The organism is Mixta calida, assembly GCF_002953215.1.
Taxonomy (GTDB): domain Bacteria; phylum Pseudomonadota; class Gammaproteobacteria; order Enterobacterales; family Enterobacteriaceae; genus Mixta; species Mixta calida.
Genome location: NZ_CP026378.1, coordinates 1,679,683 through 1,696,321, shown reverse-complemented (window position 1 = coordinate 1,696,321; position 16,639 = coordinate 1,679,683). Strand labels below are relative to the sequence as shown.

Annotated in this window: 13 protein-coding genes, 1 tRNA gene and 1 pseudogene; 2 read left to right on the top strand and 13 right to left on the bottom strand. The window is 46.4% G+C overall.

The window, feature by feature from the left end:
* Positions 1-3: 3 nt before the first annotated feature.
* From C2E16_RS07970 to C2E16_RS07935, 8 genes are all read right to left on the bottom strand, one after another.
* The gene (locus C2E16_RS07970) at positions 4-1,212 is read right to left on the bottom strand and encodes a beta-ketoacyl synthase N-terminal-like domain-containing protein (protein ID WP_084970454.1); all 1,209 of its coding nucleotides are present in this window, start codon (positions 1,210-1,212) and stop codon (positions 4-6) included.
* 4 nt (positions 1,213-1,216) lie between these two features.
* Positions 1,217-3,775, bottom strand: coding sequence for a beta-ketoacyl-[acyl-carrier-protein] synthase family protein (locus C2E16_RS07965; RefSeq protein WP_071883687.1), 2,559 nt, complete (start codon positions 3,773-3,775; stop codon positions 1,217-1,219).
* A gap of 133 nt (positions 3,776-3,908) precedes the next feature.
* Positions 3,909-5,069, bottom strand: a complete 1,161-nt coding sequence (locus C2E16_RS07960) for an aminomethyltransferase family protein (protein ID WP_084970460.1) — start codon at positions 5,067-5,069, stop codon at positions 3,909-3,911.
* Positions 5,070-5,116: 47 nt separating this feature from the next.
* Positions 5,117-5,395 carry an acyl carrier protein gene (locus C2E16_RS07955; RefSeq protein ID WP_038626887.1) on the bottom strand — a complete coding sequence of 93 codons (279 nt, stop codon included), beginning with the start codon at positions 5,393-5,395 and terminating at the stop codon, positions 5,117-5,119.
* 21 nt (positions 5,396-5,416) lie between these two features.
* Positions 5,417-5,965, bottom strand: a complete 549-nt coding sequence (locus C2E16_RS07950; protein ID WP_038626888.1) for a hotdog family protein — start codon at positions 5,963-5,965, stop codon at positions 5,417-5,419.
* Positions 5,966-5,968: 3 nt separating this feature from the next.
* Entirely contained in the window at positions 5,969-6,730 is a 762-nt protein-coding gene (locus C2E16_RS07945; RefSeq protein ID WP_133052063.1) for an SDR family oxidoreductase, read from the bottom strand.
* Positions 6,731-6,756: 26 nt separating this feature from the next.
* Positions 6,757-7,131: a holo-ACP synthase gene (gene acpS / locus C2E16_RS07940; RefSeq protein WP_038626890.1), complete on the bottom strand. Its 375-nt coding sequence runs from the start codon at positions 7,129-7,131 to the stop codon at positions 6,757-6,759.
* Positions 7,132-7,151: 20 nt separating this feature from the next.
* Positions 7,152-8,801, bottom strand: a complete 1,650-nt coding sequence (locus C2E16_RS07935) for a ShlB/FhaC/HecB family hemolysin secretion/activation protein (RefSeq protein WP_038626893.1) — start codon at positions 8,799-8,801, stop codon at positions 7,152-7,154.
* Between the two features lie 96 nt (positions 8,802-8,897).
* On the opposite strand from C2E16_RS07935, the pseudogene C2E16_RS21375 reads away from it, so the two are divergent.
* A pseudogene (locus C2E16_RS21375) lies at positions 8,898-8,969 on the top strand (hypothetical protein); the annotation flags it as partial.
* On the opposite strand, the gene C2E16_RS07930 reads toward C2E16_RS21375, so the two are convergent.
* The 5 genes from C2E16_RS07930 to uvrY all read right to left on the bottom strand — a co-directional run bounded on the left by C2E16_RS07930 (position 8,958) and on the right by uvrY (position 15,880).
* A complete protein-coding gene (locus tag C2E16_RS07930; protein ID WP_071883688.1) occupies positions 8,958-11,498 on the bottom strand; it encodes a filamentous hemagglutinin N-terminal domain-containing protein in 2,541 nt (846 codons plus the stop codon). The pseudogene C2E16_RS21375 and the gene C2E16_RS07930 sit on opposite strands and share 12 nt — an antisense overlap.
* A 1,053-nt stretch (positions 11,499-12,551) precedes the next feature.
* A tRNA-Gly gene (locus tag C2E16_RS07925) sits at positions 12,552-12,627 on the bottom strand.
* Between the two features lie 148 nt (positions 12,628-12,775).
* Positions 12,776-13,324: a CDP-diacylglycerol--glycerol-3-phosphate 3-phosphatidyltransferase gene (gene pgsA, locus C2E16_RS07920; protein ID WP_038626895.1), complete on the bottom strand. Its 549-nt coding sequence runs from the start codon at positions 13,322-13,324 to the stop codon at positions 12,776-12,778.
* 71 nt (positions 13,325-13,395) lie between these two features.
* Positions 13,396-15,228: an excinuclease ABC subunit UvrC gene (gene uvrC / locus C2E16_RS07915; protein WP_038626897.1), complete on the bottom strand. Its 1,833-nt coding sequence runs from the start codon at positions 15,226-15,228 to the stop codon at positions 13,396-13,398.
* Complete coding sequence (gene uvrY, locus C2E16_RS07910) at positions 15,221-15,880, bottom strand: UvrY/SirA/GacA family response regulator transcription factor (protein WP_038626899.1); 660 nt, start codon at positions 15,878-15,880, stop codon at positions 15,221-15,223. The genes uvrC and uvrY overlap by 8 nt, the downstream gene beginning before the upstream one ends.
* Positions 15,881-16,355: 475 nt before the next feature.
* On the opposite strand from uvrY, the gene C2E16_RS07905 reads away from it, so the two are divergent.
* Entirely contained in the window at positions 16,356-16,580 is a 225-nt protein-coding gene (locus C2E16_RS07905) for a DUF2594 family protein (protein WP_038626901.1), read from the top strand.
* The last annotated feature ends 59 nt before the right edge of the window (positions 16,581-16,639 follow it).

Below are 16,639 nucleotides of genomic sequence, written 5' to 3'. Positions count from 1 at the left end.
CCACTATTCATAATTAGAAAGCATTAAGCCGATAACGGAACCATCCACGCCTACGCCCGTTTTTAGCAGATGATGTTTATGATGCTTCATGACACCTTTTTCGGGCAGCATATATTGAGAAATTTCTTTGATAATCACATCATTTGTTACGGGTGGAAGCAATTCGCCATGACATAAAGTATGATGAGCGATAATTAAATCAATAATACCCGATCCGGTAGTGGTATATCCAATTTGGCCTTTATAAGCTAAAACGGGAACCGGATGCTGTTCCAGCAGCATAGCTAACGCCCTGGCCTCAGCTTTATCGCTTATTTCCGATCCATTGGCATGAGGTATCACCGCGCAAATATCATCACAGGTTACTTCCGTCGCAGCCATAATGCTGTGCATAACCTTTAAGATATTACTGGTTAAATAAGCGGCATCATTGCTTCTTTTGGCGCTAATTTGCGTATAGGCGGAGCGCAGCCTGATGCCCCCTTTTTTCTGGCGCGCCTGGCGATGCCTGCCCCCCTCAAGTAACATAACGCAGAAACCTTCGGCAAATAATACGCTTTTGCTATTTTCGCCAAAAGGCTGCACCACATCGCTGGCCAGCATTGACTGGCTTTCAAGAAACCACAAATCCTGGGTTTTAATTTCCGAACAGTTGATTACCATTACCAGATCAACGCCACCCTTTTCTATCGCCTGACAGCCGATATGGACTGCTGCCAGCGAAGAATTACTGGTGCAGTGTAAATTAGGCGGCAGATGTTGCAGGCAATATTTTTGTGCTATAGCCTGCGCCAGACGATCCTGCGACATATTAGAGGCGTGAAGGCTTTTCAGCGATGTTGCCAGCCTGAGATCGTCAATATCGTTGTAGTCGTAGAAATACCTGTACTCTTTTATATCAACACGGGGACCAAGCCCGGTTAAATAGACCCGGACATTTTCCCCCGCCAGGCAGCGTGTATTCAGCTTCGCCTGTGCAAGCGCCTCTTCGATCAGGCGATCAAGCTGCTCCAGCGGGCTGTGCTCTTTATGCGTCAGCCGGGCCACAGTTTTATTTTTGTTAAACCCGCACTTTATCGCCTCTTTATCTGAAGCGAACCAGTTGCTTTTATTGACGCGTTTACCTTGTTTAAGGTTTTCGATTAACGCTTCGCTGCTGGCAGCAAAAGGTAAATGGGCACTGTAGCCGCAAATAAACGCTGCGTTATCCAACGCCTCATGCTTTGATGACAAATGCATAATAGTTTCCCCCTTCGGTCGCCCCTACCAGTAAAACCTGCTTTAGCGTTACTTTTAGTGGGCTGCGCACAAAGTTAAGGCGGTCATCGCAAAACTCCTGCGTATAGGGGATAGCAGGTACCGCCTGTCTCTTAATACAGTCGATAATCACAGCCAGGTTCATTAACCCTGCGGAAGATTCAATAAAGCCGAAAAAAGCGTTGTAGTTCACCACCGGCACCCGGGGGTTTTCCTGCTGAAATATCTGACAGAACGCCTCGATTTCAATTTGCGCGCTCTCTTTGCTGCCGTTGCTGCTACCGCAGACGAGATCGATCTCATGCGGCGCGGTACCGGCATCTGCCAACGCCCGCCTTATTGCCAGCGCCAACGCCGCTGATTTTTCACTTAGCTGGGCGGCATCAAAATAGCTGATGCTGTTTGATTTACCATAACCTGCAATTTCCGCCAGCACATCGATACCGCGCGCTTCAGCCGTTTCCGGCGTCTCCAGCAGCAGCATACATGCCCCTTCGCCTGGAATAGATCCTTTTGCATCCCTGCTGTAGATCTGATAATCGCTCGCCTCCGAGGTCATATGTAGTTTCTGAGTAACGGCGTCCATATAGAGCGACATCGACGGGAAATATTCATCGGCGCCCCCTACAATGACCTGCGGCTGAAGTTGCTGGCGTACCAGTTCATAACCGTAGGTTAACGCACCCAGCGCGGCATTCTCTCCGGTCGCCAGCGTCGTGGTGTAACCTTTGATTCCCTCAGAAATACCGCAGAAGGTGGCGATTGCATTCATCAGCGAACCGGGGAACTCCGAGGTACGCACTTTGCGCGGATCTGGCTTCAGACTTTGCAGATATTTATAGGTCGTTTCCTGCGGGCCACGGCACATGCCCATGATCAAGCCAAATTCATTACCCTCTTTCCTGATTTTACGCCTGCCGCTATTCAACGCCTCGGCCAGCGCAACCAGCGCGTAGGTTCCGCCGTTGGTGGCTTTGCGCGCATCGTAGCGCCGTAAATATTTTCGCGGCTCAAGATGCGCGATCCGGAAGGTTTTAAAATTTTCTCTCTCCTCGGGTAATGGCTGTGTATTGCAGGAATATTCAGCGCCCAGTAATTCTTCCAGCTGCCGCGTCTCAACCAGCACGCGTAATAACTCTCTGGCTTCCTCAAGCGTATCGCTATGAAACTTAACGGGCTGGAGCTCAATAGAGCGATTCTGCGACCAGATAAAGTCCGCGATTTCATTAAACGTATGGCCAATGGCGGAAACGGCGCCAATACCGGAAATAACCACCCGCTTCGCTTCATAAGAGGTTACCGGCACGGAGGCGGGTTTCATACTTACCACCAGGCTGCAATTATTGCCGCCGAAGGCATAGTTATTCTTCATGAAGATGTTGACATCTTTTTCCCTAAATTCATTTGCTACATAATCGAGATCGCAGTTAGGACGTGGCAGAGTAAAATTCAGCGTCGGCAGAACCTTTTTCTGCGGCAGCGTCACCAGACAGGCAATTAATTCCACAATACCTGCCGCGCCGATATTGTGGCCAAAATAAGATTTGGTCGAGCTTACCGGCAGGTCCGCCGCATGGGGGAAAACCTTTTTCATCGCCATCGTTTCGATTCTGTCGTTCGCTTCCGTTCCGGTGCCATGCACATTTACATAGTCAACGCAGTCGGGCGTGATGCCTGCATTCTCCATGGCTTTCAACATCACCTGGGTTGCACCGCCAGCGCGCGGATCTGGCCCGGTTTCATGATAGGCGTCACAAGAGGTAGCATAGGAAAGAATCTCACCATAGATGGTGGCGCCGCGCGCCACGGCATGTTCATACTCTTCAAGAACCAGCGCTCCCGCCCCTTCTCCTATTGACATGCCCGGCGTGCCGGAAAAAGGGGTGCAGGCATCGGAATGCATGACGTTCAGAACATAAAAACCGGCGAACGTAGGCAGATAAATCGGCTCGGTTCCCACCGCCAGCATAGTTTTCCCTTTGCCGTTCTGGATGTAGTCATAGGCGATGCCGATGGCGTTCGGACTGGCAGTGCAGGCGGTTGCAACCAGCTCCATTCCGCCTTGCAAGCCCAACAAGGTAGAGACGCTGGAACAGCAGGAGGCAAACCCACCGGAACAGACCGCTTTTTTGAGAGAGAAATCCTGAATGCGCTGCTCAAATAGCGGCAGAAAAGCCTCGGTACCGGCAGAGGAAACCCCGATAATCAGCCCGGTTTCGTTAAGACACGCTTTATTATTAACCAGTCCGGCCTGAGTCAGTGCATCCTTACCGACTTTATATGCCCAGAGCGCAGCATTATCGAGTGACTTAACGAGATCGTCCGAAAGTTCGGAGTAATCAAGCTGCTGCGCTACTTCAGCAGCGCGCGCGTTATCAAACCATGCGGCAAACCGCTTGCTGTCGCTAATACCGCACTGTTTATTGAATAGCGCCTCTCTGAAATCAACAATATTATCAGCCAGCGATGACAAGATCCCCATACCGGTAATAACAACTCTTTTCCTGGTTATTTTCATAATCTATCCCTGATATTGACAGCGCTATTCTTGCCTGTGAATATTCGCCATCATGAAAAAAACGGGTCTGAGATAACACTTTTTTACTCATTTTTTTCAGACCCGCATTATTTAATTTTTCGCTGAAATAAAACTACAGCGCGCTGCGCAATTTTGCCGGGTCGATAAAGCTGTGTTCAGCCGGATTAACCAACATACTAAAATTATAAAGGAACGGTAACCCCTGCGTCATTGCAGCAACGTCGCCATGCGCGGTACTGAGGGTAAAACCGGCGATATCTGAATAGGCATAATCTTTATCAATCATAGCCAGTGCGATAACAGAGCGGCGCGCGGGCGAAAATATGCTGGTAATGACCGAACCGACAACCTCTTCGCCGACCAGCACATTGTCCCCAGCCTGGATACTTTCGCACGTTGTGACGGGAATAATACCGGTTAATTTACGTTCCGCACCGTTGCGGGAAAGGGTTTCGACAGCCGTTTTTCCGGTAAAATTTTCTTTATCGTACTGAACAGCCCACTGCAACTGAAGCTCAACCGGATTATACGAACAGGCTGCATAAATTGATGCGTCCCACACGGGATTTTCAATTCGCACTATCTTTTGATACTCAAGGCCGCCGGTTTTAAGCAGGTACTTCTCTCCTACTTCCAGTAAGCGCATCCAGAGTTCAGCCAGCGCCCTCTGCTCGCCAAGCATCAAGTAGGCGAACTCGCCATGCTTACCGCAGCGGAAAACGTTCAAACCATCATCCGTGGGCATAAATTCATGGTAAGGCAGACCGATAATATCGAATCCGTAAATTTCCGCCAGCACCTCCCAGGAATAGGGTCCTTCCAGTAATATAGCGCCCCAATCGGCCTCATTCAGAGCGCTGATTTCAGGCCGCTCCTGAATATCTAACTCCTCAGCATTTTCCAGAATCGTATTGAGACTAGTTATAATCTCGTCAGCGGTCAGATCTTCGGAAAGAATATAATATCCCTCATCCGTGCAAAGAAAGTAAGCATCGCCACGGATAGTCCCGTCGTCATTAAGGATCAGAGAATATATTCCCTGTTCATCGCGGATGGCGGAAACATCGGCAGAGGCCATCTGGTTAACAAGCGCCCAGGCATCCTCGCCAGTTACGCTAACTATAGCCATATGCGAATAGTCAACCAGCAACGCGTTTTCTCTCACAGCTTTATATTCAACTTCAGGAGCATGATAAGCAGCAGGCATACTCATGCTGTTATAAACATCCATACGGGCATTACTGTTCAAATGCAAATTATGAAGCGTTTTCATATGAAACACCTTTATTCCTTTATGGCTTTTTTATTTATAATATATGTTTATTGTTTTTTCTTAATTATAAATGATGCCAAACTATTAATCGTTCTCATATAAGAGGGATCGTCGCTTTCGCTTACCTGAACATTGAAAACTTTATCCAGCATAACGACTATTTCTGTGGCATCAACGGAATCAAGCCTCAGGCCATTACCAAAAAGCGCTGTATCGTCATCAATTTGCGATGGTTCTTTAGAAATATTTAGCCGCTGAATAATTTCAGTTTTGATGGTAAATAATATCTTTTTACGCTTTTCAATATCATCTTTAACTGTGTTCATCCACTTATCTCCCTGTAATAACTATTTAACTTCACGGTAATTGATGATGGTGCCTTTGCTAATCTCTCTTTTGCCGACATGAGCAGAAACAGCGTAGTGCTTAAAACCGCTCTCGTCGGAAAAAGCGAGTCTGCTAATCACTTCTATGGTATCTCCGGGACAGGCGACTTCTTTAAATTTTAAATTCTGCGCTGCCAGCACGCCCCGTACCTGAGCCCGACGCGCGCGGATAATTTCAAGCATCCCGGCATCATAAATTCTGGCGCGAATATCCCGCAACGATTGCAAATTTTCCTGATGGCGCTCCCGATAAATATCACAGATATCGGTCAGAAATGAAAGGTATTCACTGGCCTGCCCAAATATTTCAGCAATCATTACGCCCGGCATAATGGGATCTTCAGGAAAGTGTCCCAGTAAATAAGGCTCATTATAGGTAACATGCTTGACAACCCGAATATAGCCTTTTTCTCCATATTTATAATCGTCAATACGATCAACCATTATCAAAGGTTGACGCCAGCCTCCCATCTCAAGGAAGATTTTTGCAGGAATCGCATATTTAGACATAGATCACCGCATAACCAGACCACCATCGATAATGATGGTTTGTCCAACAATATAACTGGATGCTGAAGAGCTTAAAAAAACAATCGTGTTGGCCACCTCAGCGCTTTGCCCCAAACGCTTCAGCGGTATTGAACTTAATACATCTCTTACCACCGTTCGCGAAACCTTTTTTACCATCCGCGACTCAATCATGCCTGGCGCCACGGCATTTACGCGTACGCCTCTGGCTGCCATTTCTGCTGCCAGGGTACGGGTAAAGCCAAGAAGCGCGCCTTTGGATGCGCTGTAGTTCGTCTGACCTACACTGGGGATAATCGCAGCGATAGATGCCACATTCACGATCGCCGGATTCTCTGCCGCTCTTAACAACATCAGCGTCTCTTTTGTCAGTCTGAAAATAGTAAGCAGGTTCTGTTCGATAACCGTACTGAAATCTTCAAAACTCATGGCGGCAAACAGGCTATCCTTTACGATGCCGGCATTATTAACCAAAACATCCAGCTTTCCGGCTGATTTATTCAGCCAGACGCATAAATTGCTCACCTCATCTTTATCAGCAAGATTGCACTGTAAAATATGAAGTTTGTCGCCTTGAGGATGCCGATTCTTAAGCTCGATTAATTCAGCGGATCGTGTGTTATACAGGGCATATACCTGGCACTCTTGTTCAAGAAATTTCGCACAAATGGCCAGCCCGATGTCACCGCTGGCTCCGGTTACCAGCACTGTTTTATTGATAAGGTCGTCATACTTATACATACAAATAGCTACGCTCTGTTAGGTAATTTATTTTAATCGTGCGTAACAGCCACAACGGCGATCGCATAGTTTTGGCAGTGTGAAATGCTCAGTGATATTTTTGCTTTTCCTTTTTCGGCTACAATTTCTTTTAATCGTCCGCGCAGGATAAAATATGGGCAGCCATACTCATCATACTCTACTTCCATATCCTGAAAACTTATACCGTTACGAAATCCCAGGCCAATGGCCTTTACCATAGATTCTTTAGCAGCCCACAGTCCCGCAGCACGCTGATAATCAGGCGTTTCAGCATTAATTTTACTGACTTCACGCGCGGTAAAGACGCGATTAAGGAAATCGTGTTTCCAGTGCGAAATGGCTCTTTTAATGCGTTCGACTTCAACAATATCCGTACCAACAAACATTTCTTTCCCTGTGATCATTATTATAACTGGTAGTAAATTTGAAAATTTATATTGAATTTATCAGTAGAAAAATTATCTGGATACAGGATGGGAGCAGACAGCGAAACGTCATACCCCAGCGATCTGATACTGCCTTTTACTCCGGCAGTTGCCCCCATAAGTTTTTTGCTATCGTAGCCATCCTGTGAAGAAATACAATCTGAGACTTGTCCATAATCAGCGCCAAGATAAAACTCAGCGTCACTAACACCTGTAACAATATTCAATGTATTTTGAATATAGTAACCTCTGTCGCCATATAGCCCCGGACTTTTTTCAAAACCACGTACGTTCCAGCGATCGCCCAACGTCATCTGATCCTGTAAAGTTAACGATTCAGGTGCGTACTGTGCACCAAATTTAATATTGTAATAGCTCTTAACCGGAAGATTATTTAATAGCTGGGCATAATTTACCTCCAGATTCACGACCTGAGCCAAGGGGCTTACATCTCCTGACTTCATACCCGGCGTAGCGGTTCCACCAAACCAGGTTAAAAAACGTTGATAGGTGAGAGCGCCATCCAGCACCGCGCCAGAAAAATTTTGCTTATAATTAACACCAAAGCGCACATTGCCCATATCACGTTTTTGTAGTACCAGATCGATATCATCCAGCTTATAATCTGACTTTCTTCTGAATATTTCAGCGCTACCGGTGATTTTTTTATCTTTATCGCGATAAAACGTTCTGGACGATTTTAAGCTCCAGTATTTGCTTTCACCACGGTAATTTAGATCCAGAGAGTCAATCTTCATGCCCTGCCGGGATCCGCTTTTACTGTAAAACAGCTCATAGTCCCAGTAACCAAACGGGAAAGAATAATAGGTGCCAATGCTTTTGTATTCTCCCGTTGAGCTGCGTGTTCCCGACAGATAAAAAATATCATTAATTCTTGCCAGGTTATATAAATATCCCGCACCGCCTGCCAACTGTTGTCCGGTAGTTTTATCTCCCCAATTATTATAAGATGCCCTTACATTCCAGTTTGAGGAGCGGTTGGTCGCGATAACGACATTGCTGTAGCCATTCCGCTCTCCCGGCGCGATATCCACCTTTACGTTAACACCCGGTACGCCTTGTAAATTTTCCAGCCCCTGTTCAATATCTCTGATATTAAGGATATCACCGGTAGCAAATGGTAAAATTTCATGGCGAACATCATTATTCTGAATAATAATCTTATCAATACGTCCCGGCACAACCTTTAATATCAGATGGTGAGTTGTTAAATCCTGCGAAGGGATTTCAACCCGCGTAGTGACGAAACCAGAGCTGATAAAATAATCCTGTAGCGCAACAGCCAGTTTTTCTATGCCCTGCGCTCCCAGACACCGCCCCGCCATCTCTTTTTTTATTTTCTTAATTGCCGCGCTTTTCAGGAAATCATTTTGTAGATCTACTTCTTTTATTACAAAGCACTCTTTTTCCTGCGGAATATTCAGTTTATTTAACGCCTGCGGCTCAACGCTGGAATAGACATCTTTTTTTTCAATCCGGTTTTCACGACGCGTCGCATGGTCATTATTCTGCTGTTCCTTGATCAGATGGTTTAAATCCGTCTCGGCTACCGCCTGGAAAGGGAGCAGGCAAGCGATAAAAAAACAAGAAAGATCCGTTTTGAATTTCATACCTTTTCTCAATCAAATAAAAGCAGCAGCATAGCTGCCGCTTTTATTGTATTACTGAGTTAAATTACCACTATTATGCGATAAGCGTCAGGCAGGGTGCGCCGTGCCGTTCATAAGTTAGCAAAGCGACCGGCATTGACCGCTTGTTACTATCGTTTAAAAGCCATAGCTCGTCATAGTGGCATAGTTATAAATATTCCGGGCATTGGTCGTTAACGCGCTTCTACCGAGGATAACGCCGAGATTGCCAATACTACCCTTAGCATCAAGCGCCATAACAGCAGCGTTCATATTGCCGAAGTTATCGATATATGAATCTGATTTCGCTTCCAGTCTGTTGCCTGCCGACATGCTTCTGTAGTTATTAACGCTGGTGCCGTTAATAAAAAGCGAGCCATCGGCATTAATTGTATTAGAGTTTGATAAAGTACCGTTAACATTAATGTAGGCATCTTTTTTACTGTTGATCCAGCCATAGTTAGTAAAACTTTGCCCTACCGTCAGCCTTAAATCATCGACAGAAGATATGATCCCTGTAGCATTATTATCAATCATAGTGCCACTACCGCTGTTGCTCAGGAAGCCAGTTTCAATATTCAGGGCACCATTACTGCTGATCGTAGAGTAGTTGTTATGGATACTCTGGGCCTTGATGTTGACTGGGGCACCTGCTTTAGAAACAATCATGGCATGAGAGTTATGAACTGCTTCACCGATTACCATATCCAGCGAGCCAGATTCGGCAACGATACGGCTATGATTGTTATTAATGCTTCTGGTATGAATCTCCACTCCGCCCTTGCCATCAAGTCCGCCAGGCTGGTTCATCATTCCCAGGTAGATCCCGTAATCATGGCCAAAATATTCGCCATTACTGTTATCTATATGGTTAACAGCATTGATCACCAGTTTTTGATGAGCAACCAACAGGGCATCCTTATTGTTTACCCAATCTTTAGCTTCAATATTAACATTCCGCCCTTCCAGTACTGCACCGCTGTTATTAACATAATTTGCCTTCAGGGAGATATCACCATTTCTGGCAGAAAAGATGCCAATATTATTAGCAAACTCGCCCGTCAGATCTATAGTAACATTGCCATTAACGCTGGTGCCGGCCTGGCCGTTGCTAAAGTTCTTAGCCTTAATAGTCAGCCCTTTCTCAGCGGACAGTTTACCCTTGAAGTTATCAACTTTGCCGGTGCTGATAAAAGAGATGGTACCGTTTGAGCCAATTTGCCCTGACTGGTTATTCACAGTGATGGCTTTAATTTCGGCACCGCCTTCACCGGCAGCGACGCCCAGCGTATCCTCACTGGTATAATCAGCGGTTCTGGTTTTATTGTTGTTAAAGATACCTTTAGAGGCATCGATTTTGATATGACCTGTAGCGGTACGGATTCGCCCTTCGGTATTATAGATATCAAGGTTACTTACTAAATCAATATTGCCTGAAGCTTCAATAATTCCATGAGTATTATTGATGCCGCTGCTATTAGCGCTGATATTGTAGCCTTTTAAGGAACCATCACGGTTATCAAGGACGCCGGTATTCAGCACCACGGCCCCAGCATTGATGCCTACCCTTTCACCTTTGCCGTAGTTGATCAGCTTGTTGTTATTGGTATTAATTTCCAGCTTTTCGCTTGCAGCCATTTTACCATTAGTGTTGTCCAGCGCACCGCTGTCAATATTAATGTTTCCAGAAGAAATAATATTACCCGCGCGCGAGTTGTTAATTGTCTTCCGGTTAGTATTAATACTGATATCGCCATCGCTGGAAATTTTTCCGGTAACATTCTCCAGCATTTCGCTGGTTTTTATATCCACGTTCATGCCAGAAGTTATTTGGGCATTGTTGTTAACCAGCTTACCGTTACTGTTAATCTGGACGCTGGAAGAGCCAGCTATTACACCGGAGTTACGAACGCCAATACCTTTATCCGTGCTGACCAGACTAATTCTGTCAGCGTACATGCCGCCAATATTGGCTACGTCAATGCTATATTGGTTACGGCTTCCCTGCGCCTTCACGCTTCCCGTCACATTCCCTGTCGTATCAACGTAGTTGCTGCCCGCTACTACTGACAGGGACGGTGCGATAACCAGGCCGCTTGTGGCAACAGAACGTGCCAGGATTTCCGTTGGCGAATCGCTGCCCAGGCCATTGACGTTGATTATACCACCGTTAACGCTATAGCCTTTTAACTCACCATTTTGCATATCTGGCTTACCGGTGGTTATTGTCACCTTATCCGTATTAATAAAGCCACAGCCCTGGCAGCTAATGCCATTCGGGTTGGCGATAATTAAATGCGCTTTGCTACCCGCAACTTCCAATATGCCATTCAGATGGCTCTTATTAGTGGTTGTCACTTCGTTAACAATAACTTTTGCGCTACCAGAGGTAAGGTTGCTGTTACCATTAATCTGACCAGCCAGCGAGGTGTTGACGCTGGTATTACTGTTATTGAATATCAAACCATTTTTATCGACGCTTAATGATCCATAAATATTGTGAGAAATGCCTTTTGCATTTGCCGTATCAATATCAATGACAGTTACTCCATTGACCTGATTGACATTGGTCCCCCTTGTACTCGGTGTGACTGCTTGCGTTACGATCGGCAACGCTAACAGAATAGAGGCAGCAATTGGATTAAACTTAACTAATCCAAGCATGGTGTTTTTTTTCATTTCATTTTACCTGTAATAACGATCATTGTTGATAACGCCTTGATTAACAAACGGATAAGAATCATTGATTCCTGGTAATCCCCACCAAGGCAACAGCTTCAATGGCTTACATTGCCATTAAATTTATTATTTTTTTCAATAGTGCGAGACAGCGCTTCTTGTTGACAAAGTTGCACCGTTTTAAACAGCTCCAGAGTATATAAATAATAGCAGCTTAAGGTTAACAACTTATTGGGTTAAAATGGACTTAACGCAAAAGAAAATACCATTCCGTTATTAACTATTTTATCCGTTAACGCTGTCAATCTTCAGTTGCAATCATCACCTGAGCAGAGGTGAATTTACTGATAACAATTTAAAAAACGAGCTAAAATATATTATCTCCTTTCTGTTAAGGCGAGTTGTAAAAGGTAGTTTCGGCCATTTGTAATTAATAAAAATCAGACAGACTTACCATCAACTAAAAACAAAAAACTTCAATAGCAAAATTTTGATAATATAGCTTTTACCATTTACTATTTTCAATGCCAGTTACACTGCGCATTGACATGGTTATCTATATATTTCCTTGAAGGCTATAACCTGCTGGGCTGCATATGTAGATTATCTGATATTTTATCGTTAAACCAGAAGCCGCACATTTCTCTCACGGTAAAATGATATTGTTTTTCTTAATAAGAAGAAAAATACTTTCGTTAAATCAATAACCTGCATATATTTTTTTTACGCCTTCCATTAATTGACATAATGAAAATTATATATATAAAAAAAATCAACAACCTTTAATTAATTTTGGAAGGGAATAAAAAGTTATTAATAATTAATAGAATTAGTAATCAACGGAAAAGGTAAACTGCCACTTTAATAACAGTTTTTGAAAAATCGCGGTTTATTTAAATGCAATAAATTTTAAGGTAGAGGAATATCCGGCTCGGCAGGAGAAGTACGGTAAGCTGCTTACAGAGGGTTTTGCAGGAAGATTTTAGATACAAAAAAAGGGCCGAAAGGCCCTTTTTCGCATTTTACAGATCGCGAAGATCTGCAAACTATAACTGGAGCGGGAAACGAGACTCGAACTCGCGACCCCGACCTTGGCAAGGTCGTGCTCTACCAACTGAGCTATTCCCGCATTTACAAAAAATTCGCCTTTTAATCGTGCGCTTTTACTGTCGACGGCCTGTAGCCATCTCATGCATTGCATTCTACCGGCCTGCGTCAGTGAGTCAATAAAATTATCCTCACCTTTGGAGCGGTTGCCGTTTTTTACATCGTATCGATCAATGTTCAAGCAAATCGCCACGGGCGGCGCTCAGGTATTGAAACATTGACCAAAAAGTTAGCACCGCAGCGATATAAAGCGCAACGACGCCGATGCCTGAAACCAGCTGGTTAGGATGCCAGAGCAGCGCCACCAACGCCAGCATCTGCGCTGTTGTCTTTACTTTGCCAATCCAGGAAACAGCCACGCTGCTGCGCTTGCCGATCTCCGCCATCCATTCTCGCAGCGCCGAAATAATGATTTCGCGCGCGATCATGGTGGCCGCCGGCAGGGTAATCCACCAGGCGTGAAAATGCTCCGCTACCAGCACCAGCGCCATCGCCACCATCACCTTATCAGCCACCGGATCGAGAAAGGCGCCGAAACGGGTGGACTGTTTCCAGCGCCGGGCCAGAAAGCCGTCAAACCAGTCGGTAATCGCCGCCACCACAAAGATGATAGCGCATGCCATCGGTCCCCAGTGGAACGGCAGATAGAATGCCAGTACAAAAAAAGGAATCAGGACGACACGAAACAGGGTGAGCCACGTCGGAATATTCAATTGCATAAGGTACGCTAACTGTCTGGCATGAGTAGGGTTTACCCGTATGTTGCTACATTGCCACCAGGGTTTCAATGCTAGTGTTTTAACGAGTAAAAGATTTTCTCCGCCAGGGCGTGAGAAATGCCGGGTACTTTGGCTATCTCCTCCACCGAGGCGTTCATCAGCGGTTGCAGGCCGCCCATATACTTCAGCAGTTGCTGGCGCCGTTTCGGGCCGATGCCCTCGATGCTTTCCAGCGCGCTGGTATTTTTTACTTTGGCGCGTTTATTGCGATGCCCGGTAATCGCATGATTGTGAGAATCATCACGAATATGCTGGATCACATGCAGCGCCGGCGAATCGGGCGGCAGGGAGAACCCCTCGCCTACCGGCTCCAGGAACAGTGTCTCCAGGCCAGCTTTACGATCGCTGCCTTTCGCCACGCCCAGCAGCAGCGGATGATTTTTGTCCCAACTCACCTCCAGCTCGGCGAAAACCTCTTTCGCCTGCGCCAGCTGGCCTTTACCGCCGTCGATCAAAATGACATCCGGCACCTTTTCCGGCTCCAGCGCCTTACCGTAACGACGGCGCAGCACCTGATTCATTGCCGCGTAATCATCACCGGGCGTAATGCCGGTAATATTATAGCGGCGATATTCCGCTCGCGCCGGACCATTGCTGTCAAACACGACGCAGGACGCAACCGTCTGCTCGCCCATGGTGTGACTGATATCAAAACACTCCATGCGTTTTATCTGTGGCAGATGCAGCACTTCAGCCAGCGCCGTCAGCCGCTGATGAATGGTAGACTGCTGGGTTAATTTGGTCACCAGCGCCGTTGCCGCATTGGTGCGCGCCAGCTTCAAATAACGCGCGCGATCGCCGCGCGGTTTGCTCTGTATATGAATTTTGCGTCCGGCCAGCTCGCTGAGTGATTCCGCCAACAGCTCGCGTTCTGGCAGATTAAAATCGAGCAGGATCTCGCCTGGCAGCGTACGCGATTCGCTGCCCTGCAAATAAAACTGGCCGACAAAGGTTTGCACCACTTCCGCCAGCTCGGTGCCGCCAGGAATTTTGGGGAAATAGCTGCGGCTGCCCAGGACTTTGCCCTGACGAATAAAGAGCACGTGCAGGCAGGCCATACCCGCATCATAGGAGACGCCGATAACGTCCAGGTCGTCGCCCTGATTGGATACAAACTGCTTTTCCGTCACGCGGCGAACGGCCTGGATCTGATCGCGCAGGCGCCCGGCCTCCTCAAAGCGTAGCGACTGGCTGGCCTGCTCCATGCGGCTGACCAGCATGTTCAACACCTGATCGTCTTTACCGGACAGAAAAAGGCGAACATATTCCGTCTGCTGAGCATACTCTTCCTCGCTTACCAGTCCGGCGACGCACGGGCCCAGACAGCGACCAATTTGATATTGCAGACAGGGACGCGAACGGTTGCGGTAGACGCTATTTTCACACTGCCGCACGGGGAAGATTTTTTGCAGCAGAGCCAGCGTTTCGCGCACCGCGTAACCGTTAGGAAAGGGGCCGAAATATTCGCCTTTCGCATGTTTGGCGCCACGATGGATCGCCAGACGCGGATGGGGATCGCCGCTCAGAAAGATATAGGGGTAAGATTTATCGTCGCGCAGCAGCACGTTGTAACGAGGCTGATAGAGCTTAATGTAATTATGTTCAAGCAGCAGCGCTTCGGTTTCGGTATGCGTAACGGTGACATCAATATGGTGAATATTGGCCACCAGCGCTTCGGTTTTACGGCTGGCAAGATTGCTGCGGAAGTAGCTGCTGAGGCGTTTCTTCAGATCTTTCGCTTTACCAACGTAGATAACCGTACCGTCACCGTCATACATGCGGTATACGCCTGGCTGACTGGTGACGGTTTTCAGAAAAGATTTTGCGTCAAAGACTTCACTCACTACTGATCAACGACTCCGCATTAAACAGGCCATGCCGGATGGCCAGATGCGTCAACTCTACGTCGCCACTGATATTCAGTTTGCTAAACATTCGGTAACGGTAGCTGTTGACGGTTTTAGGGCTCAGATTAAGCTGTTCAGAAATATCTGTCACTTTCTGCCCTTTGGTAATCATCAGCATAATCTGCAATTCCCGTTCCGACAAACAGCTAAAGGGAGATTCGCTCTTTTCAGGCTCAATCTGGCTCAGCGCCATCTGTTGCGCGATATCGGAAGCGATGTAACGCTGTCCCGCATGTACGGAGCGAATGGCGCTGATCACTTCCTGCGGCGCAGCGCCTTTGCTCAAATAGCCCGCGGCTCCTGCCTGCATCACCTTCGCCGGCAGCGGATTTTCCGTATGGATAGTCAACATGATGATTTTAGCGTCAGGATTGAAACGCACGATTTTGCGTGTGGCCTCCAGACCGCCGATGCCTGGCATGTTCATGTCCATCAGGATCACATCTACCTGATTTGTACGACACCATTTCACCGCGTCCTCACCGCAGCATGCCTCGCCGGCTACCTGAATACCTTTGATATCTTCCAGTATGCGACGAATCCCTGCGCGTACCAGTTCGTGGTCATCCACAAGAAGAATGCTAATCAAAAGAGGATTTCTCCGGAAATGGTGATGTTTATGGGACGCTTTAATTAAGCCGCTTAATGTTACTCTTTTTTGTTGCAGGTTTGAACATAATTCACCGTTTTTTTAGATGGCGCTAATAGCATTCCTGCACGTCTCTTATTCACAATTTTGTGAAATGTTTTCATCGACCCAGATAATAAAAAGTCAAAAGCATTAAAAATAAGTAAAGAGAAAATTAAAGAAAAAGGTGTTTATATACAACAGGTTGCGATGATAACTTGTGTGATGAGTTTTTTATTAATAATTACATTGTCAGGTTTTTTCTCACTCCAAATAACGTCCAGCTTTTATTTTATGCAGATGATTCAGATGGTGAATTATTCCGCAATCCACGGCGCGGTGTGAGAAAGCGGTCTCATAATTTATGTTATACTTTGCCAGGTTCGGGATGTAAGTAACGGCCTGAATATTTACACAGGATTATCAAGGAGAAACTATGGGTCAGAACGATTTTACCACTTCGGAAGAGACAAAAACCCTGGCGAATGAAGTGGCCTGCCTGAAAGCGATGGTCACGATGATGCTGAAAGGCATGGGTCAGGCGGACGCGGGCAAAGTCATTATCAACATGGAACGTGTTATCGCCCAGTTGGACGATCCGCAGCAGGCGGAAACGTTCAGTCAGACAATCAGTCAGATTAAGGCCGCATACCGCCGTTAACTATCACGAACCCATTGATTTTGCGACAGCATTCACGCATGTTAAATCTTTTAACATGG